Origin of the sequence: Candidatus Pristimantibacillus lignocellulolyticus (assembly GCA_023639215.1) — a bacterium.
Classification (GTDB): Bacteria; Bacillota; Bacilli; order Paenibacillales; family Paenibacillaceae; genus Pristimantibacillus; species Pristimantibacillus lignocellulolyticus.
The window spans coordinates 4846924-4868796 of record CP097899.1; the positions used below are offsets into that span (position 1 = coordinate 4846924).

Genomic DNA, 21873 nt, shown 5'->3' on the forward strand with positions numbered 1-21873 from the left:
CGATGGGGAGCATATTCGCCGCCGACTAAGCCACGTTAGCACATTCATGGTGATCACAAGTGAGTTTTTTGAACTTCAGCTTATAATAAAGGTTCAAAACAGTTGCCTGTCAGCACCAAGAAGATGACCCACAGCGAAAACGAGTAGCACAGCGTACGTCTTGTGTACGTGAGCACACGCAGGCTTTCGATGGGGAGCATATTCGCCGCCGACTAAGCCACGTTAGCACATTCAACGTGATCACAAGTGACTTTTTTGAACTTCAGCTTATAATAAAGGTTCAAAACAGTCGCCTGTCAGCACCAAGAAGATGACCCACAGCGAAAACGAGTAGCACAGCGTACGTCTTGTGTACGTGAGCACACGCAGGCTTTCGATGGGGAGCATATTCGCCGCCGACTAAGCCACGTTAGCACATTCAACGTGATCACAAGTGACTTTTTTGAACTTCCTCTATATGATGCGACGCTTAGGCGCTAGATACGGCCCAGTCTCCACACCACGAACTTCTCTATTTTCCTCAATGACAACATCTTTATCGAAGATGCTACATTTCACATTACTATTAGGTAAAATGACTCCATTTTGCATAATGATACTATCTTCAACGACTGCACCTTTATGAACGTGGACTCCACGGAATAATATGCTATTACGAACAGTTCCTTCTATTAAGCAACCATTTGCAATAATAGACTGCTCAACAATTGCATCTTGCTTGTATCGTGCCGGAGGACCATCTTTTACTTTTGTATAGATTGGTCCTGGTTCGTAGAATAGCTCCTTCCATACTTGAGGATCAAGCATCTTCATACTGTTGGCGTAATAGCTATTTATCGTATTCACACATGCTAGAAAGCCGTCATGAATATAACCACATACTTTTAATTGACCTAATTTAGAGAAAATAGCATGTCTTACTAGATGATCTTGACCTTTAGCTAACGACGTTTCTACTAGATCCATAAGTAATTCTTTCTTCATCAAATACATTTCCATATTCGAAAAGTCGCTAATCATAGGACCATAAGATTCCTGAATTTCCGTTATTCGACCGGACTCATTCATACGCACTTTTCTTGCTTTACCCAGTAATGGCTCAATACTTTCTTTACATACTACAGTAATATCGGCCTCTTGCTCTAAGTGGTGAGCAAGCACTTGTTGATAATCAATATTACAAATCATATGACTACGTGTAATTAGCACATATTCAGGTTGTGAACGTAAGAAATAATCACGATTTTGGTAGAAATGAAAGAGATCACCACGACTTAATTCTTGAACATCATCAGTTATAGGAGGTAATACAAATAATCCACTTTGACGATGTTGTAAGTCCCAACTTTTCCCACTCCCAATATGATCCATTAACGAGCGATATTTGCGATGAACAAAGATACCTACTTCATTAATTCGTGAATTAACCATATTAGATAATGTAAAATCAATAATACGATAGCGTGAAGCGAATGGAACCGTTGCCGTACAACGGCCTTGTGTTAATGTATCAAGATCATCTTTTTCATGGATAAGATTAATAACGCCCATAATTTTTTGATTCTTCATTACTCCACCCCCATCAATTGATCCTGTGGGAACACATGCTCACCAACTGGAATAACTGTAATTTCATCGCTACCAGGTGTGCCTATAACTGAACCATCTTCAATAATTGCCCCATCTCCGATAATCGCTCGATAGATTTGCACGTTGCTTCCTACTTTTACTTTAGGCATAATGACTGATTCTTTCACAACACTACCTTCAGAAATCGTCACACCATAAAATAATATAGAACGGTCAACATCACCTTCGACAAAGCAGCCTTCTGTTATTAGACTTGACTTAACTTTTGCAGAAGCCGTTACAAATTGTGCAGGTTGATTAGGATTTACTGAATAAATACGCCAGTTAGGATCACCTAGATCAAGTGAAGGTTCATCTTCTAACAAGTCCATATTACCTTCCCACAAACTCTCAATTGTTCCCACATCTTTCCAATACCCATCGAAAATGTAGCAAGAACATAGCAAACTATTATCCATCATTGCAGGAATGATATCTTTACCAAAATCATTACTAGATAAGACGTTGTCTTCGTCATTAACCAAATACTGTTTCAAATCGCTCCAATTAAATATATAAACGCCCATTGAAGCTAAATTACTCGTAGGATTTTTCGGCTTCTCTTCAAAACCAGTAATAACTGAATCATCATCAATATGCATCAAACCAAACCGACTAGCATCTTTCCAATCGACTTCAAAACCAGCAATGGTAACTGCTGCACCTGTTTTTTTATGATTTTGCAACATTAGATCGTAGTCCATCTTATAGATGTGATCACCTGATATTATTAATACATACTCCGGATCATAACGCTCTATAAATGAGATATTTTGATAAATAGCATTGGCTGTCCCTTTGTACCAAACTCCGCCTTCTTTTTGCATGTAAGGAGGGAGAATCGTCATCCCACCATCACGTCGATCAAGTCCCCAGGGTGTACCAATTCCGAGATACCTATTTAGTTCTAAAGGCTGATACTGCGTTAAGACACCAACAGTATCTATGCCTGAATGTGCACAATTGCTAAGGGTAAAATCTATAATTCTATATTTTCCTCCGAAATAAACTGCAGGCTTTGCTAAATCTTTCGTTAATACACCTAATCTTTTACCTTCACCACCGGCTAATAACATTGCTATCATTTCTTTTCGAACCATGGACATCATCTCCTCGTTAAATGGTGTCCCCCGAATGAAGTGTGTATAGCATGAATGTAAATGGGGGGAGTTCAATAGAAATACTTTGCTCACGACCATGCATACCTATCGTTTCACTTTGTAATTCTTTCTGAACATGTTCGGTTGTACCACCGTACTCCAGTTCATTACTATGCAACATTATCGTATATATGCCTTTATGTGGTACTCCAATACGATAAGGAGCATAATACTGCGGAGAAAAATTGACGACAACTACAAGCACTCCAGATTGACTTTGTCTGCTGAAAGAGATGACAGATTGCTCTGCATTATTTACATCAATCCAGTCAAACGTGCTCGGATTAAACTCATTTTCCCAAAGAATAGGTGTGTTACGGTATAACCAATTCAACTGTTTCGAATAATGATGCATTTTTTGATGAGAATCGTACTTCAAAACATCCCAATCAAGATTATCTTGATCTTTCCATTCATCAAATTGACCCCATTCACTACCCATAAAGAGCAGTTTCTTACCTGGATGGGTCATCCAATAGCCATAAAATAATCGCAATTGCGCAAATTTCTGTTCGTAATTTCCCCACATTTTATTAAGTAGAGATCGTTTTCCATGAACTACTTCATCATGAGAAAGTGGTAATACGTAATTTTCGTTGAAAGCGTACCATATAGAAAAAGTTATGAGATGATGACGTTCTGTGCGGGTTGACGGCGGGAGAGACATGTATTTGAGCATATCGTTCATCCAGCCCATATTCCATTTGTAGTTAAATCCTAAGCCTCCCATATATGTCGGCTTTGTTACGGATGCGTAGGATGAGGAATCCTCCGCTAACATCAATGCGTCGGGGTAATAATGAAATATCGTTTCATTCAATTTGTGGAGGAATGCGATAGCGTGTAAATTTATATGACCGCCATCAGCATTTAAAGTATGCAATTCAGGTGGCTTATCCATGTGAAGATCGAGCATAGAAGCAACGGCATCAACACGTAAGCCATCAAAGTGAAATTGATCTAACCAATAAATAGCGTTTGAAACAAGAAAGCTTTGAACTTCATGTTTACTATAATCGAAGCTTAATGTACCCCATAATGGTAGCTCAGCTCGCTTCCAATCTGCACCTTCAAAAATTGGTGTTCCATCGAATGATCTTAAGCCATGATTATCTTTGCAGAAATGACCTGGAACCCAATCCAAAATAACACCAATGTTATGCCTATGACATTCATTTATCAAATGCTTCAGTTGTACTGGCGATCCAAATCTACTCGTTGGGCTATAAAACCCAACAACCTGATATCCCCAAGACTGGTCGAGTGGATGTTCAGTGATTGGCAACAACTCGATATGAGTATATCCCCAATCAGCTACATACGGAACTAGATGCTCTGCTAACTCGGTGTATGTATAATAATCTTCTTTACCTTTAATCTTCCATGATCCTGCATGAACTTCATAGATTAACATTGGTTTTTCATAGGATGGCTTTGTCGACTGCTCACGATACCAATTCTGGTCTGTCCAAGTAAACCTTGGTAAACCCACTACAATAGATGCTGTATTCGGTCGTCGCTCACTATAAAAAGCAAACGGATCACTTTTCACAATTCGTTCATTGTGCTTCGTTAAGATTTCATACTTATAGAGAGAGCCAATTTTCAAATGAGGAATAAATGTTACGAAAACACCAGATCTCGCTACGCAGCTCAATTTATGATGATGACCATCCCAATGATTGAAATCACCAACAATAGCAACTTCTATCGCATTAGGTGCCCATACAGCAAACCTGATACCATCTTCGCCTTCCCAGTGAATAGGATGTGCGCCCATAAACCTATAGCTATGATGCGATGAACCACGATTGAATAAATAGAGATCCTGCTCTGAAATACCGAACATAGCAGTATCCATCACTTCACCCCCAGTAGGTTTGGCTTTGAAACTATTATATTATTTTCATAAACAGTAGTACATGAACCTCTAGCCCATTCATTTGCACTATACATCATATTAAAGCGGAAATCCCCCATTTCTTACAACATAGAATTTAAACAAGCTATACGATTACTTACAATAAATATCGTATAGCTTGCAAACATGACATTCATGTTATGTTCTTGGAATAAATGGAGATGGTTCGCCAAATGAAAATAGATGTAATTCATGCATTGCTCTAGTACAGGCTGTGTAGAACAATTTACGTTCACGTTCCAAATGATATTGGGTGGAACTCGCGTCATAGATCATAACAGCATCAAATTCTACACCTTTTGCTAGGTAGGCAGGAATGACCATAATACCTTGCTGGAATGTAACTGTTTCTTGATCGACTAAGCGTAATACTTTCCACCTATCTTGTAATCGTTCAAAGACTAACTTACTTTCATGAGCCGTCTTGCAAATAATTGCAATTGAGGTATACCCTTCGCGTATCCAATGATGTAACTTGTCATCGATTTGTTGATCATACTGAGCAGCTGAATCAAGTACAGTAACTTCTGGAACCCTGCCATGACGATTGAACGGTATAATCTGGTCGCCACCTTCAATCATCGCAGCTGTGAACTCGATAATCTCATGAGTAGAGCGATAGCTACGAAGCAATGTCATGCGCTCCGTTTCTTCCTCTGAGAATAAATTCTCGAAAGGGGTGAACTTCTCCTGCAAAGAAGAATGAACAAATATCGATTGGTTTAAATCTCCAACAATAGTCATTCTGCTTCTAGGGAATATTTTTCTCATATATTGCAATTGGAAAGCTGAATAATCTTGACCTTCATCAATAAATACATATTTTACGCTCGTATTCGTTTGGAATCCTTCTAACTTTTCCTTTAAATACAAATATGGTGTTGCATCTTCATACAACATAATATTTCGTGATAATGCATCTAATGTTATTTTTGCAATGTCAGTCCAAAGCGGATTGGAAGAATTACTCCATTGCTTCTGAATAAACATTTTTTTGTAGACACCCTTTACATCTACATATCTAAGCTGCTTTACATGTCTTCTAAGTTTTTTGAACTGTTGTTGAACAATTCTATTTGCTAAGAAATCTCGCTCAGCTTGAAAATCATTGAATGAATTTTCATTGAACTTCTTCTTGTTAATGAGATGTTGGAAAGCTTCGGCATATTGCTCAGTATCAAGTAATTCTAATTCCTCATCTACCCATGCTTCTTGTTGCTCTAACTTCCCTAATGCTGTTAACTCCTTAAGCAACCACTCTGTTAATTCCTTCAAGCGAAGTGGTATCGATAGTGAAGGATCTAATCTATAAAATTGTTCCGTTATTTGCTCATGTGAGATGAGTACTTTATCACGGAATACGATATTCTTAAACTTCATTCCTTGCTCACTTAGATACTTAACGTAATCATTAATGACATTCATGAAATCAGTAGAGGATTTCAAATGAATACTTGCCATCCGAGCTTCATAATCTTGATCTTCATACTGAGTTAAGCTGTACTCCATTTGTGTAAAAGGATCTTCTAGATGCATTTTTCGACCTAATCTATGTTCTAAATATTGTTGATACGTTGTTTGTTGCATATTTTGCTCACCAAGTTCAGGTAGTACTGTGGAGACGTAGCTGTTGAACATTGGATTTGGGCTGAAAAGTACGATCTGATCTGCGTTCAAACTTTCACGGTAACGATACAATAAATACGCTACACGTTGCAATGCAGCTGAAGTTTTCCCGCTTCCCGCTGAACCTTGAACAACTAACAATTTTGCTTGTTCATTACGAATAATGGCATTTTGTTCTTGCTGTATCGTAGCAACAATACTTTTCATCTGAGAATCTGAATGCTTGCCAAGAACTTCTTGTAAAATCTCATCCCCAATTGTTACGCCAGTGTCGAACATACTTACTAAATTGCCATAACGAATATTGTATTGTCGTTTCAATGTCATTTCACCATGAATGACACCGCTAGGCGTACGATAAGTTATCGGTCCAGGCCCATAATCATAATAGACACTGCTTATCGGTGCCCGCCAATCGTAGATTAAGTAGTTCTCATTATTATCATCGAGTAATGAGCCTACTCCTAGATATATAGCCTCTACAGGTCCTCCATCTTCTGAAATATCAATTCTTCCAAAATAGGGACTCTGTTCGAATTTATGCAACAATCGAATTTGTTCAGACATCAGTCTATAACTACGCTCTCGTTCTGAGAGTAATTCTGCTTGTTGTTTCATACTTGCATGACTTTCGGCAGATTCTGCAGCATCCTCAAAATTCAAAGTTACATCGTCCCAGAAATTAGTTTTAATATTAACTATTTCTGATTTGACATCACCCTTCTCATCCTCTATATGCTCTAAGCGCTTGCGCACTAATTGTATAATATCTCGTACACGTCGCTCTTCATTGTTTCGATCATCTGTTGTACTGGACATATGTTCCTCCCTCTGTAATAACTCCTATGTTATCTACAATTAAACTTCCTGATGGTTGGTTGAGATATAACGAGATTTGTTCCATGTCGGATAAATTTATATTTTCGCCAAATAAATCAATTGGAATGATATAAGTTTGTAATAATGGTTCTACATTAACATCATACTTCCCCTTCTTAATACGCTCTTCAAGTAAGCTAGACTTCGTGAAATCATCTTCCGCAGGCGCTAACAAACTGAAGTATGAAGCTAGATCTAACTGAATGCTTCCAAATAAGTCGGAATACAATTCTAACTCAACAGGTAATGTTACGTCCAGTTTATCTATTTCAATTATAGGATCACTGATTTTACTCGGTGTAGTTTCATTCTGTTCCTTCAATGTTTCTTCTTCAATATTAGTTACCGAACTGTTGAGATTAGCATTAGAATTCTCCGTTTTCGTCTTAAATTCATCCTCTTTACTTGAGTCCTCTTTTTGACGATATTCGGTTCGAGCAAAAGAAATCGTAATTGCTTCAATATTTTTATTGAGCATATACTGCTGTTGCTTTGATAGGTTGAACGTAATATGTTGTTGCTCTCCAACCCATTGTAGCCACAAAGCACTATTCTGCTTATCTCCATCACTTCTGCCTTTAAGTTCAATAACTTCTGCCTCTAGTTCAGTTGAAGTGCTCCATGCCGGTTCTTCATAATCTCTTTCAAAATTGAATAACAACGATTCATCTGAACTACTATAACGCGTGACGTATCCTGTTGGGGGCAGATATTGTCCAACTGTTCGAAAATCTTGAAAAATCGCTTTGAATTGATCTTGTTGCAAAAGACTAGCTTGTAGAAAGCTACTAATATAGATTTGAGCAGCTTGACGTTGATCATCGCCTGACATCAGATCTTCAGTATTAAGCAAGATAGCACCTGGAAACTGCTCATCATACTTACCCCATACTGTATTAAATTGCCCATGATTGGCATGATATAATTCAACTGTAGCTTTAAAGTGACCTTCTTCATTCAATCTGGTTCGCTCATACTGTCTATCACCAAATGATTCTGTAAGATCAGAATCCATCGTCCCATGTAGTGTTAGATAGTTCACATTATACAAATTCGCTTGTTTACTATCGACACGATAATCTGTAGGAGCTATTCCCACTACAGCTTTAATCGATACTTTCTCTAATATATTTGTTATTTCATTATCTACTAACCATTTTTTCGCATCAACTGCCATAGCTGCCGCTTGACCGCCACGCGAATGACCTATTAAAGCTACTTGATCCCAATCAATCGATAACTGATCATATTGCTGCTCGTAAAATGAGGTAATATGGGCAAGCATTAGCCAAGAGCGCAACAATTGATCATCATCAACGATTCCTGACCAGACAGAGTAATTCAAAAAGTTTGCATCAATTGAGCACACAATCATCCCTTGTGAAGCTAGTAATTCACCTAAATACGCATAACCATCTGAGGAATCTTCTTCACCTACATGATTGCCATGCATGATAAATACGATTGGAAATTCACCTTCGCCAACTGGAGTCCAAACTTGACCATTGATCGGAATCTGATCTTCGGAAAAACCCCAATATAATTCTTTCGTCCATTTCCAATCCTTTAACACATCTGATCCATCCATAGGTGCAGTGTAGATAATATCTTCCACTTCTTCAGCCATAAGATCAGTATCATCCGCATAGCTTTCGTAATCATAATGTCTTACTTCGTAACTACCGGGCTGGGCAGGATTAATCGGAAATCTGTTCAATGATAGTAGTACTTGTTCAGTACTTCCATCAAGATCCATCTCCGCACTGTTATCATCACTAATATCCGCACTACTATCTTCGTCACTTTGTGATATACCAGGATTTAACAAAACATCCTCATATAACTGAGTGATTAGATCTTTATTTTCGCCAAAAAAATGCTGACGAACCTCATTACCTAATGCAACAACAAGAAATAGGATAACTAAATTGCTCAAAATATAGGAGAATGTCTTTTTCCGGTATGCATGTAAATACGCTGCATATAAAGCGACCACAATCGTAATGATCATAATTACTGCAGTCATGAATATGGATACTTTCCATCCCCAATTCGATTTCATCATTAATAAATAACTTTGCGTGATCAATATAGCTGAGCTTGCAATCATACTTGCACATTTATGCAAATAGAAGAAGGCTAGTATCGATTTCAATAAAATGAACGCAATGATCAATAAAGTAACATATAGACTTCCAAATATTAAATAATCAAAAATAATACCTAGTCCAGTTGGTATACCTGGAATAACTAATACCCACTGTACACATAGTGAAAGCATGAAGATAAGCGAAAAAGATATAATGAAAGCAGATTCTTTCATTAATATGAATTGCCATCTTCTTTTCATCCAGTCGTATAATTTGATTTTTAGTGATTTTCGAATCATTTGTTCTTCCATCATCTCTTCGAGATCGTTAACCAAAACCGCTCATTCTCCTTTTCTAACTGTACCGGAACCTCATAAAACTGACTCATTGTCTGAGGTTTTAATACTTGAGATGTTTCTCCTTGTGCAAATATTTCACCTGTCTTTAATAACAAAGTATGACTAAAGCAAGGTAATATTTCTTCTACATGATGCGTCACATAGATTAATGTCGGGCAATTAGGTTGTGAAGAAATATTGCTAATCATATCTAGTAATTGCTCTCTTGCAATAATATCTAGTCCAGTACATGGTTCATCTAATATTAATAATTTGGGTTCATTCATGAGTGCTCTACCAATTAATACTCTTTGCTTTTCTCCTTGTGACAACGTACGATATGCACGATGTGCAAGATAATCGCAACGTAATGCCACCAAGAGATCCATCGCTTTCTCGATATCTTCAGCCGAAGGTTGGTCATACACCCCTATTGATGCTTCTCTTCCGCTTAATACGATATCGAGTGCGTCATCACTACCATAAAGCTTTTGCTGAAGTGCCGTACTTACCCAACCAATTTCTTTGCGAAGCTCACGCAAATCATATGTACCAAAGCGATGACCTAATACACTAATTGAACCAGATGTTGGCCACTGATAGCCGTTAATCATATTAAGTAAAGTAGTTTTCCCAGATCCGTTCAAACCAAGTAAACACCAATGTTCACCTTGCTGAATTGACCAGTTCACATCTTGTAATATTACTTTATCTTCTCGTTCCCACGTTACATTATCTATTTGTACAATCACGACTATTCCTCCCATAACAACTGTAATTATATAATCATTTTACCACGATATAACCCTCTTTGCTTCCTAAGTATCTATAGCGAATTCAATCCTCAATAAAATAAGTAAATAATGCTTTCAATACTGAAACTACAAAAGTAACGTCTACAAAAGATATAAAAAGCAGGCAGAGGCACACCTTTGAAAGTGAACTTCTACCTGCTAAATTAATCAGTTAACTATAATAAAATAAAATATTCAAAAATTGAGGATGCAATGGCAACGACAGCAATCGTACCTGAAAGCCAAGCAATTGCTTTTGTTCCTTGCGAGTAAGACATAGAAGATAATGCTAAAGCTGATAAGCCTGTCCAAAATGGCCAGATAAATAAAGCACTTATCGCAACAACTAATGCTAAAGTGCCGACGTACCAACCAATAGCACTTACACGTTGATCCGATTCATTGAAACTCATGATCGTTCGAGGGGCATGATCGTAAGCAATCATCTCTTCATACGTGAAGTCAGCTCCCATCTCTTCATATATTCCACCATGCTCTAATGGAGGAATAGGTTCATGTTGAAGAACTGACGTATCATCGTTAGGAATATTACTCCGATGAGTTATCGGTAGATTGCGATAATTACGACTCATACCGCCATATTTTCTGTTTCTTGCCATCTACAATCACCCCTTCGGACTGAAAGTTAGACAACATGTCTCTGCGGATTGATTAGCTGAATCTTGGTGTTCCGGAGATAATAATTCATTGGCAAACTCATTCATAAAATTCCGATTAGCATGAGCGTCAATTTCAATCTGAATAGATGCTGCACCACATTGATTATTTTCTTCCCAATAGTTACAATTCGCTACACTACAAGTTACGCCTTTTGGCATAAAAAAATCACCTCCACTATCAGTTTACCCTGATATTGAGATGATTTATTCGATCCTATTTTTTCCCCATCATTCGACGTTGAGTCATGTAATCACTTTCGTAATATGCCAATTCGTCGCGTAGGTCTTCATAATATTTTGTAATATTCATAATAACATTTCTAGCTTCACGCTTCGGTTTAAAACGGAAGCGAATAGCATCTTGTCCAGTATATGCATAACGTCCATCCTCAGAATAACATTCATTCTTTGGATAGAAAAAGGCATTTACACAATTATGATAAACTTCATACAATGCGCGTTCAGCAAAATCAGTATCAAAATTCGGTCTTCTAAGTAGAACTCCTAGCTTCTCAAACGAAACTTCAGAATAAACAAGCAAATGGCGTAAATCAGCTAGAAAACCTCTGTAAAATAGTTGTTCTTCTTCTGTTTTCTCTTCACTTATTAGATGATCGAGTGAGAAATTGTTAAGGAAAGGTTCAAGTTGAGCAATCGCTTCCTTTAGTTTCTCACGAGCTGATTCACTCAGCCCCTTAACATTAGTCGAAGGCATGTTGGTAGATCCCCTTTCATATTCCAAACCAAAACTATAACATTTATATCCTATCACAAATTGTTACAAAACGGTACTATTTAACTTTCTGTTCTGCATAAAAAACTGTCTTTTACTAAAAATAAGGATACAACATAACAGAACAATAGGGAGTGTTAAATATGTCCAAAAAATGGTATGCCGTTATTGGTGCAATTGTAATTGTTATCTTAATGATGCAGCTTGTGCCCAATAAAGATAAACAGAACAATGAAATAGCACAATTACCTCAGCTAAACGTAAAGAATGATTCCGAACATGCTTCCATTGAAGAAGAACAAAAATTAAAAATTTTACAAAAGAATATGGACAATAGTTTGCAGCTGGTGATGACCGAGATGAAGTCTGATTTAGAGCTATTGGCTAAGGAAAAAGACGCAAAGGAAGCTACAGCCATTATGTCTCGTTTCCAAAAAGAGCATCCTCATTATGTATATCTCCGTTGGGAAAATGATAATGCAAAAATACAGCGAGGAGATATCCCTGGATCAGAACAATCCATTGCAAAATCATATATGAAAAAAGCTGATCAGCTTTATGTAAGTGGTGATCTATACGACTCCGAAAACTTCTATGGCTTAGACCATGAAAAATATCGAGTACTTGGTCTAGTTGAAGATCATACAAAAGTCATTGCCGTTGTAAAAGAATCGATTATACCGCTAGTTGAACAACATCAACGGAACAATTTACGCTTAATTCCTTATCCTGCAGAAGGGCAAATGAAAATTGAATCGGTCAAACCCAATTCTACTATAGATACAACGGTTATTGATGGAGAGGATAATGGAAATGCAAGTCATTATTACAAAAATGAGGTCGTTGTTCAATTTATTAATCAGCCTGATCAACAACAACTTGATAAGTTAAAGCAAGAAATACATGTTGAGCAAGTTCTTAAAATGGGTAATACTTTTATTTTCAAATCGAATGAATTAAGTACAGAACATTTAATCGCTTATTTTAAAGAGAATTATGAACTTAAATTTATCGAACCTCACTATTTGTATATGACGAACGAAGAAACAGTCTCAGAAGTAAAGCCTAACGATGTTCTTTTCGAGAAGTATCAATGGAATATTTCAGATATACAAGCAACAACAGGATGGAATCTATCTAAAGGTACTGAAGATGTTATTATCGCTGTGTTAGACACCGGTGTTCAAGTGGATCATCCTGACCTGCAAGATCGCCTTCTAGAAGGTTATAACGTGAATGACTCCTCAACTAATTCTAACGATGATTTTGGGCATGGTACTCATGTTGCAGGTATTATTGGTGCAACAGTTAATAACGATGAGGGAATTGCAGGAGTATCTTGGTATAACAAAATATTACCTGTAAAGGTACTCAATAGTACTGGTGCAGGTTCTACGTATAGTGTTGCTCAAGGGATAATATGGGCTACTGATCATGGAGCAAAAGTTATTAATATGAGCCTTGGTAATTACGCATCAGCTGATTTTTTACATGAGGCTATTCAATATGCATACAATCATGATGTTGTTCTAGTCGCGGCAAGCGGTAATGACAATACGAGCCGTCCTGGATATCCAGCTGCATATCCAGAAGTATTCGCAGTTGGAGCTACAAATAATAGTCGAGAACGAGCTTCATTTTCCAATTATGGTGATTACATCGATGTTGTAGCCCCAGGCGATTCCATAGCGAGCACTTACATTGGAGGTCAATACTCTTCTTTATCTGGTACTTCAATGGCATCTCCACATGTGGCTGCGTTAGCAGGATTAATCCGAACACTTAATCCATTGCTCACGAATGTTCAAGTTATGGAGATTATGCGACAAAGCGCAACTGACCTAGGCGATAGTGGTAAAGATGATTACTTTGGCTACGGTGAAATCGATGTTTACCACGCATTAACTATGGCCGCAGGATTTCAAGGTACACTACAAACATATCCTCAATCTGTTAAGAACAAATTAGACAAACTTATAAAACGATAAAGCAATAAGAGCCATCCACATATCATTTCGCAATAACGAAATCGATATGTGGATGGCTCTTTGTTGTTAGCATTAGTCGTGCGGAAAGTTTGCCTTAAGCCGGGTTCTGTACTATAAGTGGTAATAACGGGAACGACCCTCCCACTACAAGCGACAATCATCTATCTAGGCCATACATTGCTATATGGCTCAAGCAACTCACCCGAACGCGCCTCAGGCTAAGGCTGTAGCACAAAGCTACTGCATTCTCTCGGTTTTGCTCCAGATGGGGTTTACCAGGAACGTAGTCACCTACGCACCTCGTGGTCTCTTACACCACGGTTCCACCCTTACCTGTTCTGACATAAGTCAGCCATCGGCGGTCCATTTCTGTGGCACTATCCTTCAGCTTGCGCCGACTGGACGTTATCCAGCATCCTGCCATGCGGAGCCCGGACTTTCCTCTCGTAGCATCTTGGCTACCAGCGATTGTCTGTCAAACTTTCCGATGCAGATTACAGTATACCTATTTACTCTCAAAAACTCAAGAGAAAAGGTTGGAAATTTTAGAGGTAGTTCAAAAAGCGGACTTTGATAACGAAGAGTATGCTAACGTAGCACAGTCGACATCGAATATGAAGCGAACTTAGGAAGTCCGGTACGCGTGTACCAAACATGTACACTTGCGTTTCCTCCTCCCTTAAGTAGCGCTACATTTTCTCGATTCTGAAAGCCCACTTTTTGAACTTTGATTTTAAGTAATATCTCAATCAATATACAAACAAAAGAAATATAACTAAACAAAAGTAAAAGGTTCCGTATGAATTGAAGACGCAATAATTTTCACATCTGCTTTTTCTTTACTACATTTGTTCGTAAGCCAATTTGTGACACCCTTGATCATCACTTGTTCGATATGATGACCTGGGTCAATGATAGTCATACCATCTGCAAGAGCGTCTTGAGCAGTATGAAAATCTATGTCTCCAGTAATTAGCACATCAGCACCTGAAAATTTTGCGGATTTCACATATTTGGCACCCATCCCACCAAGTACTGCAATTTTTTTAATAGGCGTGTTAAGATCACCTACAACACGTAGTGAAGGCACATCATATGCCTTTTTAAGCTTCTCAGCTAACTGCCCCAGTGTTGTTGGCTCTGCAAGTGCACCACTTCGTCCCAACCCATATTGAGCGCCTTGATTATGAACTGGAATAAGATCATACGCTACTTCTTCATATGGATGTGCCTTAATCATTGCTTGTATTACTTTACGTTGATTGCTGCCTTGTACGATACATTCAAATCGAACTTCTTGCTCATGATGGATCTCATGTTTATTCCCAACATAGGGATTACTATTTTCTTGGGCCATAAATGTCCCGATACCAGCAGATTGAAAACTACAATGACTGTAATTACCTATATGTCCCCCACCTGCACGCCATATCGCCTGTTGAACATTGTCTGCTGACGTCTGAGGTATGAATACGACTAGTTTGTACAACGGATCTACGTAAGTTGTTTCTAGGATTTTACGCCCTTCTGGCAACATCCCAGCTGCATCAGCTAATAAGTCATTAACACCACCTACAGCAACATCAAGATTTGTATGTGAAATGTATACTGCAATATCATTTTTAATTAGTAGTTCATACAATTTTCCAGCAGGAGTAGAAGTATCAATTTTGGCAATTGGTCTGAAAATGATCGCATGATGCGCGATAATTAGTTGTGCTCCGATAGAAATTGCTTCTTCAACAACTGCTAATGTAACATCAAGCGTGACAAGCACCTTGTCAATTTTTTTGTCGAGGGTTCCTAATTGTAAGCCAATTGTGTCATGTTCAACTGCATAATATTTCGGTGCGAACTGTTCCATATATTGTATTATTGTTTGTCCGTGAACAGCCATTCCAGCACCTCCGAAATTTGATTTTTCTCTTGCTCGGTAGCCTCAAGCTTCGTCTTAGCTGAGTCTAATGAAGATTGTTGTAGCGATGTCATGATATAATCGAGTTTCTGTAATTCTGATTGCCATTTTTTACGTAACACATGATCGCGCTTTGGCATTAGATGTGGTCCCATACGGAACATAATTGTTTCATTTATTGCTTCACTATATGGTAGAGACATATGAGAACCACTGAATAGTTGCTTATTATGATGTTCTGCTTCTACTGATTTGATAGCATAAAGAACTTCATAAATCTTTCCATCTTCTTCAATAATAATCTCATCGATAAGAGCCCAATGATTAAGAACTAACCATCTCCGAACCGTATCTTCACCTACATTCGGCTGAAGTACTAATTCCTTGACTCCCTCTAATTTTCCAGCTTGAAGACCTTCTTCAAGAATATCGGACATTAATACGCCGCCCATACCACATATGGTAACCGTATCAACTTCATTAGGAGTAATGACAGCTAGACCATTGCCACGTCTAGCCTCGATTTTCTCATTTAAGCCTGCATTTGCGATCTGCTTGTGTGCCGCTTGCCAAGGTCCTTCATTCAACTCACCTGCAATTGCCGAAGGGCACTTAGCTGACTGAATGAGATATACTGGCAATAACGCATGATCAGAACCGATATCTGCTACTTTATTTCCTACTGTTATGTAATTTGCAACTGTTTGAAGTCTCTTAGAAAGTAGAATCATTAAATTACCCACACCATCCATTGTTTTCGAAGTAAAAATAAAGTTAATCCACCAGTAATCATTTTAGCAATAAGTTGGAGATGAATAAAGTCCGTTTGATCAATGAACATAAATTGGAATAATTCCGGCATAAACCAAGTACAAATTGCAGTTAATAACATGACGCCCGCTACAGCCTTGCTGAAGCGATGGATAAACCAAGATACCCAACCATAAAGAATAGCTAGTGGCATCCAGTACAATTGAACCTCATACCACTCTTGAGCTGCTGTAAGCTGATGTAGTAATAAAGAATACGATAAGAGAAAGGCTAGCCATCCGACAAAGTGAAGTGCACTTAACTTTTGTTTAATTCCATATACGATCCATATCAATGAACATATGACAATTAATCCGCCGTTCCAATACCATTCTGTATACTCTTGATCGTGAATAATAAATAATCCGCCACACAAAAATAATAGATGACCTAACGTTATTGTCAAAAATCCCATTGGAGGATTGTTCACACGAATCCGTTCTCCTAGCCATAATAACAGGCCGGTTCCAACTAAAATTAGAGCGATTTGCAATGCAATGTGAAAAACGCTAAAATAAAGCACAACAAACGAAATCAAGGTGAAAATCCCAAAAGTTAGGAACCATTGTTTTCCTGTAGCATTAGAAACAGCCATTATTGCTTTACCGACAATATGGTCTGGAACCTCCGATTTTGGAGCAGCTACTGGATCAGCGTACAAGTTTATTAAGAAGTCGCAATAATGATCAGGCAATAACTTAGATCTTCGCCAATGTTCGATTTCTCGAACAATTATCGTTCTACGTTCAGCTTTCATGCACATATTCCTTTCCTTAGGTTATTGAGAAAATGACCTAACTGCAGCGCAGAAAGGTCATCTCATCATATATCATCTATTCAAGGAAATCTTTTAGTCGTTTGCTACGGCTTGGATGACGAAGCTTTCTCAGAGCTTTCGCTTCGATTTGACGAATACGTTCACGAGTAACACCAAAAACTTTACCTACTTCTTCTAGTGTACGTGTACGACCATCGTCTAGACCAAAACGTAAGCGAAGTACATTCTCTTCACGCTCTGTTAAAGTATCTAGAACATCTTCAAGCTGTTCTTTTAATAATTCGTAAGCAGCTGCATCTGCGGGTGCAAGTGCCTCTTGATCCTCAATAAAGTCACCAAGATGAGAATCGTCTTCTTCACCGATAGGTGTTTCAAGTGATACCGGCTCTTGAGCGATCTTCATTATTTCACGCACTTTTTCAGTACTTAATTCCATCTCAGCAGCAATTTCTTCTGGAGTTGGTTCGCGTCCAAGTTCTTGTAATAATTGACGAGAAACACGAATTAATTTGTTGATTGTTTCCACCATATGAACAGGGATACGAATCGTACGTGCTTGGTCAGCGATCGCACGCGTAATGGCTTGACGAATCCACCATGTAGCATACGTACTAAACTTAAAGCCCTTCTCGTAGTCAAATTTCTCAACTGCCTTAAGAAGACCCATGTTACCTTCTTGAATTAAGTCAAGGAAAAGCATTCCACGTCCAACGTAGCGTTTTGCAATACTTACAACAAGTCGTAAGTTAGCTTCTGCTAAACGTTTCTTCGCTTCCTCGTCACCATTCTCAATACGAATAGCCAACTCAATCTCATCTTCTGAAGATAGCAACGGAACTCGACCAATCTCCTTAAGATACATACGTACAGGGTCATTAATTTTGATACCTGGCGGCAACGCTAGATCATCATCAAAATTAAAGTCATCCCCTTCACGCTCCTGATCTTCTCCAGCAGGCGCAAGTGGATTTTCTTCTTCTTTTTCGTTCAACACCTCAATACCAAGGTCATCTAATTGTTCGAAAAATTCATCGATTTGCTCTGGTTCCTGATCAAAGGGAGAAAGCTTCTCCATTATTTCTTTATAAGTTAAAGAAGATCTTTTCTTACCTATTTCAATCAGTTGATCCTTCGCATGATCCAACTTTTGCTCAGTATCTAATTCAGTATGCTGATCATTCGCCATTTTGCGACTCCCTCCTCCCTAGAAATTAACTAAGATAGTTCTTTAAATCTCTTTCTAGGGATATAATCTCAATACCTAATTGTGCTGCCAACCTAGAATCACCAGCACGTTCGGCACGTACCATCAACTCTTTTTTCTGTTCTAACTCTTGCTGCCTCGGGATTTTTCGTATATCTTGTATCCAAGCATTCATAATATCATCGTCGAACGGAAATCCGCCGTCCATCATTAATATCTCAGATGCTTTTTGCTCTAATTGCTCATCTTCCAATGTAGCTATAAAGCGTGCAGCGTCTGCATCATAACCTGAAGCATAATACACATATAAATATGCAGCTAAGGCAGCATGATTGTATACGTTAAAGGAATCACCTAATTTATCATGGACCGCCATTGCAACATCACGATTTCGCATCATAATATGCAACAAACGACGTTCTGCATTCACGTAGGCAGGCAATACAGTTGAAAGTATTTCTGTTTTCCGCTTTTCATTCCTACCATTATTCCACGAAAATTGGTTATTATCCCTTTGAGGCTTTAAATTTTGCTGCTCGATTCGATATTCATTACAATCCTGCTTCAAAACATCTAATGAAAGTTCAAATTCTTTTGACAGTTCCTTTAGATGAATTTCTCGCTCAGTGGATGAATCTAACTCAGCAACGATTTTTATTGCATCAACGATATATTGCCGTTTGCCTTCTTCTTTAGAAAGTATATGGTTCTTTCTGGAATATATAAGCTTAAATTTTGTAACTGAGACAGGTTCTTCTATTACTTGATAGAGGAAGTTTTCTGCTCCATATGCTTCTATATATTCATCGGGATCCATTCCTTTCGGAAGTAAAGCTACTTTTACTACAATTCCTGCCGCTTCTAATGAGGGGATGGACTTGTATGCAGCAGCTTGTCCGGCTGAATCGCCATCATAACAAACGATAACTTCATCTGCATGACGCTTCAACAATAATGTATGTTCATCTGTTAATGCTGTTCCAAGTGTAGCAACTCCATTACTTACTCCAGCAGACCAAGCCTTTATGACATCCATATATCCTTCGAATAGCACGATTTGCTTCGACTTTTTGATGGCGGGTCTAGCTAAATTAAGGTTATAAAGCATTTTACTTTTCGTAAACAACATCGTTTCTGGAGAATTCAAATATTTAGGTTGTCCTTCTCCAATTATTCTACCGCCAAATGCGATAGATTTACCGTTCTTATCCCATATCGGAAACATAATCCGATTACGAAAACGGTCAAAATGGCCCTCACTGTCATTTTTGGAAGAAATCAATCCAGCTTTCTCCAACAATGCAGGTTCAAAACCACGACCTGTCAAAAAACGCGTCAAAACGTCCCAATCACTTGGTGCAAAACCGATCATAAATTGATCAATCAGCTTATCACTCAATCCCCGCGATAATAAGTATTTCTTGGCCTCGGCACCTTGTTGAGTATTGTTCAACAAATAATGATAGAACTTAATAGCAAGTTCATGAGCCTCAATAATTTTATTACGAGTACTATCTTGTTCTTTAGAGTGAGCACTAGTGTTAGAAGTCCACGTGATTGGTAATCCAGCATCTTCCGCAAGCATTCGTACCGCTTCCGGAAAAGTATATCCCTCCATTTCTTCGACGAATCGAATCACGTTACCTCCTTTACCACAGCCGTAGCAATGATAAATTTGTAACTCAGGGGTAACAGTGAATGAAGGAGTCTTTTCAGAATGAAACGGGCATAACCCCTTCATGTATTTACCATTTTTAGTTAAATGAACATACTTACCGACTACTTCTACAATGTCATGATGATTTCTTACTTTATCAATGACTTCATCTGGTATTAAGTCTCCAGCCATAGTTCATCACCTTCACTATTAACACCATAATAATATTCGCTAAACTTCACAGTTCTCCTGCTAATTTCTTAAAAGTTTTGTCAACTTTTGTTGAAATCTTTTTCTATCTTCATCTGAAAATGGCTTCGGACCCTTGCTACGCATGCCTTGTCTGCGTCTTTTAGCAGATTCTGCTCTACGCTCTAACAAGTAGTCAATGTTGTCGTCAGTATATTGTTCACCACGAAATGAGATCGTAATCGCATGTTTTGCCATGACAATACATGCCAATCCAAAATCTTGTGTTATAACAAGATCTCCTCGTTTCACATAATTAGCAATATACATATCCGCTGATTGATCACTTCGATCTACTTGAATCATTTCGACATCCTCTACATCAGGTAAGCGATGATCAAAAGATGCGACCATACACACTGAAGTTTGAAATTTACGAGCCGTTTCGATAATTTCAGTTTTGACAGGACACGCATCACCATCAACGATGATCTTCATCTCATTCACCTTCTCAGATCTAACATACTAAATATAGTGTATTCAATATTATATACGCTACATAGGCAAAAAATCCTCTTTAATACAAGTTCAAAAAGCAGGATTTCAGAATCAAGATGATAAAGTGCTGCTAATAATATTAATTAGCCTTTTCTGACCTTCTCCATAATAAGACTTGCCGTTTCTTCTACAGCGCGGTGAGACACATCAATAACAGTACATTGCAATCTTTCCATTATGTCCGATGCATATTTAAGTTCATGTTGTATCCGTTCTGTAGTAGCATAAGATGCTGTATCAGGCAAACCTAACGCTTTTAAGCGCTCTTTGCGGATGATGTTTAAATAATTCAAATCTATCGTTAGTCCGATTATTTTGGAATTTTTCACTTGGAACAATTCATCAGGTGGTTTGATCTCAGGTACAAGCGGAACATTTGCAACTTTGAACTTTTGATGTGCTAGATACATAGATAACGGAGTTTTCGACGTGCGCGAAACACCAACAAGAACGATATCAGCCTTCCTTACACCAGAAGTATCTCTAGCATCATCGTATTTCACTGCAAATTCCACCGCTTCAACCTTTTTGAAATAATCAGCGTCAAGAACGTGGTTTAGACCAGGTTCTTGACGAGATTTTTTACCCGTTCGAGTTTCTAACGTCTCAATAAAGGGACCAAGCAGATCAATCGCTTGAATGTCTAATTGTTCAGCTAACAGCTTCATTCGCTCACGTAGATGCGGAATGACAAGCGTATACATGACAATAGCATCTAACTGCTTCACCTTTAATGCTACTTGATCAATAGCTGCTTCATTCGTAACGAATGGCGCTCGGCGAATGTCAGCATGAATGGGATGAAATTGAGCTATTGCCGCTCTAACTACAAGTTCTCCCGTATCACCTGCTGCATCTGAAACGACATAGACAATGACATCAGATTGTGAATCTGGCAATGAAAATCCCTCCTAAAACTTTTTG

The 21873-nt window shown here is 38.2% G+C and carries 17 protein-coding genes and 1 other RNA gene; 1 reads left to right on the plus strand and 17 read right to left on the minus strand.

The features are described from left to right. Positions 1-453 precede the first annotated feature (453 nt). The 9 genes from glgD to NAG76_21170 form a co-directional block, all read right to left on the minus strand. Positions 454-1569 carry a glucose-1-phosphate adenylyltransferase subunit GlgD gene (gene glgD / locus NAG76_21130; GenBank protein URN94293.1) on the minus strand — a complete coding sequence of 372 codons (1116 nt, stop codon included), beginning with the start codon at positions 1567-1569 and terminating at the stop codon, positions 454-456. Further along, positions 1569-2729, minus strand: coding sequence for a glucose-1-phosphate adenylyltransferase (locus NAG76_21135; GenBank protein URN94294.1), 1161 nt, complete (start codon positions 2727-2729; stop codon positions 1569-1571). Before NAG76_21135 ends, glgD begins: the two co-directional genes overlap by 1 nt. A gap of 16 nt (positions 2730-2745) precedes the next feature. Further along, on the minus strand, positions 2746-4650 hold the full coding sequence (gene glgB / locus NAG76_21140) for a 1,4-alpha-glucan branching protein GlgB (GenBank protein URN94295.1): 1905 nt from the start codon (positions 4648-4650) through the stop codon (positions 2746-2748). A gap of 198 nt (positions 4651-4848) precedes the next feature. Then, positions 4849-7155, minus strand: coding sequence for a UvrD-helicase domain-containing protein (locus tag NAG76_21145; protein ID URN94296.1), 2307 nt, complete (start codon positions 7153-7155; stop codon positions 4849-4851). Continuing rightward, the gene (locus NAG76_21150) at positions 7136-9640 is read right to left on the minus strand and encodes a hypothetical protein (GenBank protein URN94297.1); all 2505 of its coding nucleotides are present in this window, start codon (positions 9638-9640) and stop codon (positions 7136-7138) included. The genes NAG76_21145 and NAG76_21150 overlap by 20 nt, the downstream gene beginning before the upstream one ends. Beyond that, a complete protein-coding gene (locus NAG76_21155) occupies positions 9616-10395 on the minus strand; it encodes an ABC transporter ATP-binding protein (protein ID URN94298.1) in 780 nt (259 codons plus the stop codon). The genes NAG76_21150 and NAG76_21155 overlap by 25 nt, the downstream gene beginning before the upstream one ends. Positions 10396-10613: 218 nt before the next feature. Further along, a complete protein-coding gene (locus NAG76_21160; protein URN94299.1) occupies positions 10614-11057 on the minus strand; it encodes a hypothetical protein in 444 nt (147 codons plus the stop codon). A gap of 6 nt (positions 11058-11063) precedes the next feature. Further along, a complete protein-coding gene (locus NAG76_21165) occupies positions 11064-11276 on the minus strand; it encodes a DUF1540 domain-containing protein (protein ID URN94300.1) in 213 nt (70 codons plus the stop codon). Positions 11277-11331: 55 nt separating this feature from the next. Beyond that, on the minus strand, positions 11332-11832 hold the full coding sequence (locus tag NAG76_21170; protein URN94301.1) for a YpuI family protein: 501 nt from the start codon (positions 11830-11832) through the stop codon (positions 11332-11334). Between the two features lie 161 nt (positions 11833-11993). Between NAG76_21170 and NAG76_21175 the strand changes: the two genes are divergently transcribed. Then, positions 11994-13838 (plus strand): S8 family peptidase, encoded by a 1845-nt coding sequence (locus NAG76_21175; GenBank protein ID URN94302.1) that lies wholly within the window; start codon positions 11994-11996, stop codon positions 13836-13838. An 80-nt stretch (positions 13839-13918) separates the two neighbouring features. Here the strand turns inward: NAG76_21175 and rnpB are convergent. The 8 genes from rnpB to NAG76_21215 form a co-directional block, all read right to left on the minus strand. Beyond that, positions 13919-14322, minus strand: an RNA gene (rnpB, locus tag NAG76_21180) — RNase P RNA component class A. 291 nt (positions 14323-14613) lie between these two features. Next, positions 14614-15735, minus strand: a complete 1122-nt coding sequence (locus tag NAG76_21185; GenBank protein URN94303.1) for a Nif3-like dinuclear metal center hexameric protein — start codon at positions 15733-15735, stop codon at positions 14614-14616. Continuing rightward, the gene (locus NAG76_21190; protein URN94304.1) at positions 15711-16484 is read right to left on the minus strand and encodes a class I SAM-dependent methyltransferase; all 774 of its coding nucleotides are present in this window, start codon (positions 16482-16484) and stop codon (positions 15711-15713) included. The genes NAG76_21185 and NAG76_21190 overlap by 25 nt, the downstream gene beginning before the upstream one ends. Further along, a complete protein-coding gene (locus NAG76_21195; protein ID URN94305.1) occupies positions 16484-17320 on the minus strand; it encodes a hypothetical protein in 837 nt (278 codons plus the stop codon). The genes NAG76_21190 and NAG76_21195 overlap by 1 nt, the downstream gene beginning before the upstream one ends. Before the next feature lie 76 nt (positions 17321-17396). After that, complete coding sequence (gene rpoD / locus NAG76_21200) at positions 17397-18527, minus strand: RNA polymerase sigma factor RpoD (protein URN94306.1); 1131 nt, start codon at positions 18525-18527, stop codon at positions 17397-17399. Between the two features lie 25 nt (positions 18528-18552). Beyond that, positions 18553-20394, minus strand: coding sequence for a DNA primase (dnaG, locus tag NAG76_21205; GenBank protein URN94307.1), 1842 nt, complete (start codon positions 20392-20394; stop codon positions 18553-18555). Between the two features lie 60 nt (positions 20395-20454). Continuing rightward, positions 20455-20889, minus strand: coding sequence for a YaiI/YqxD family protein (locus NAG76_21210; GenBank protein ID URN94308.1), 435 nt, complete (start codon positions 20887-20889; stop codon positions 20455-20457). 143 nt (positions 20890-21032) lie between these two features. Further along, on the minus strand, positions 21033-21848 hold the full coding sequence (locus NAG76_21215; GenBank protein ID URN94309.1) for a kinase/pyrophosphorylase: 816 nt from the start codon (positions 21846-21848) through the stop codon (positions 21033-21035). Between the last annotated feature and the right edge of the window lie 25 nt (positions 21849-21873).

Bases quoted from the DNA above. Each gene is read 5' to 3' on its own strand.
- NAG76_21165 (URN94300.1), bottom strand. From the start codon at position 11,276: ATGCCAAAAGGCGTAACTTGTAGTGTAGCGAATTGTAACTATTGGGAA.
- NAG76_21170 (URN94301.1), bottom strand. From the start codon at position 11,832: ATGCCTTCGACTAATGTTAAGGGGCTGAGTGAATCAGCTCGTGAGAAA.
- rpoD (URN94306.1), bottom strand. From the start codon at position 18,527: ATGGCGAATGATCAGCATACTGAATTAGATACTGAGCAAAAGTTGGAT.
- NAG76_21160 (URN94299.1), bottom strand. From the start codon at position 11,057: ATGGCAAGAAACAGAAAATATGGCGGTATGAGTCGTAATTATCGCAAT.
- dnaG (URN94307.1), bottom strand. From the start codon at position 20,394: ATGGCTGGAGACTTAATACCAGATGAAGTCATTGATAAAGTAAGAAAT.
- NAG76_21195 (URN94305.1), bottom strand. From the start codon at position 17,320: ATGAAAGCTGAACGTAGAACGATAATTGTTCGAGAAATCGAACATTGG.
- NAG76_21145 (URN94296.1), bottom strand. From the start codon at position 7,155: ATGTCCAGTACAACAGATGATCGAAACAATGAAGAGCGACGTGTACGA.
- glgB (URN94295.1), bottom strand. From the start codon at position 4,650: ATGGATACTGCTATGTTCGGTATTTCAGAGCAGGATCTCTATTTATTC.
- NAG76_21210 (URN94308.1), bottom strand. From the start codon at position 20,889: ATGAAGATCATCGTTGATGGTGATGCGTGTCCTGTCAAAACTGAAATT.
- NAG76_21190 (URN94304.1), bottom strand. From the start codon at position 16,484: ATGATTCTACTTTCTAAGAGACTTCAAACAGTTGCAAATTACATAACA.
- NAG76_21175 (URN94302.1), top strand. From the start codon at position 11,994: ATGTCCAAAAAATGGTATGCCGTTATTGGTGCAATTGTAATTGTTATC.
- NAG76_21135 (URN94294.1), bottom strand. From the start codon at position 2,729: ATGGTTCGAAAAGAAATGATAGCAATGTTATTAGCCGGTGGTGAAGGT.
- glgD (URN94293.1), bottom strand. From the start codon at position 1,569: ATGAAGAATCAAAAAATTATGGGCGTTATTAATCTTATCCATGAAAAA.
- NAG76_21185 (URN94303.1), bottom strand. From the start codon at position 15,735: ATGGCTGTTCACGGACAAACAATAATACAATATATGGAACAGTTCGCA.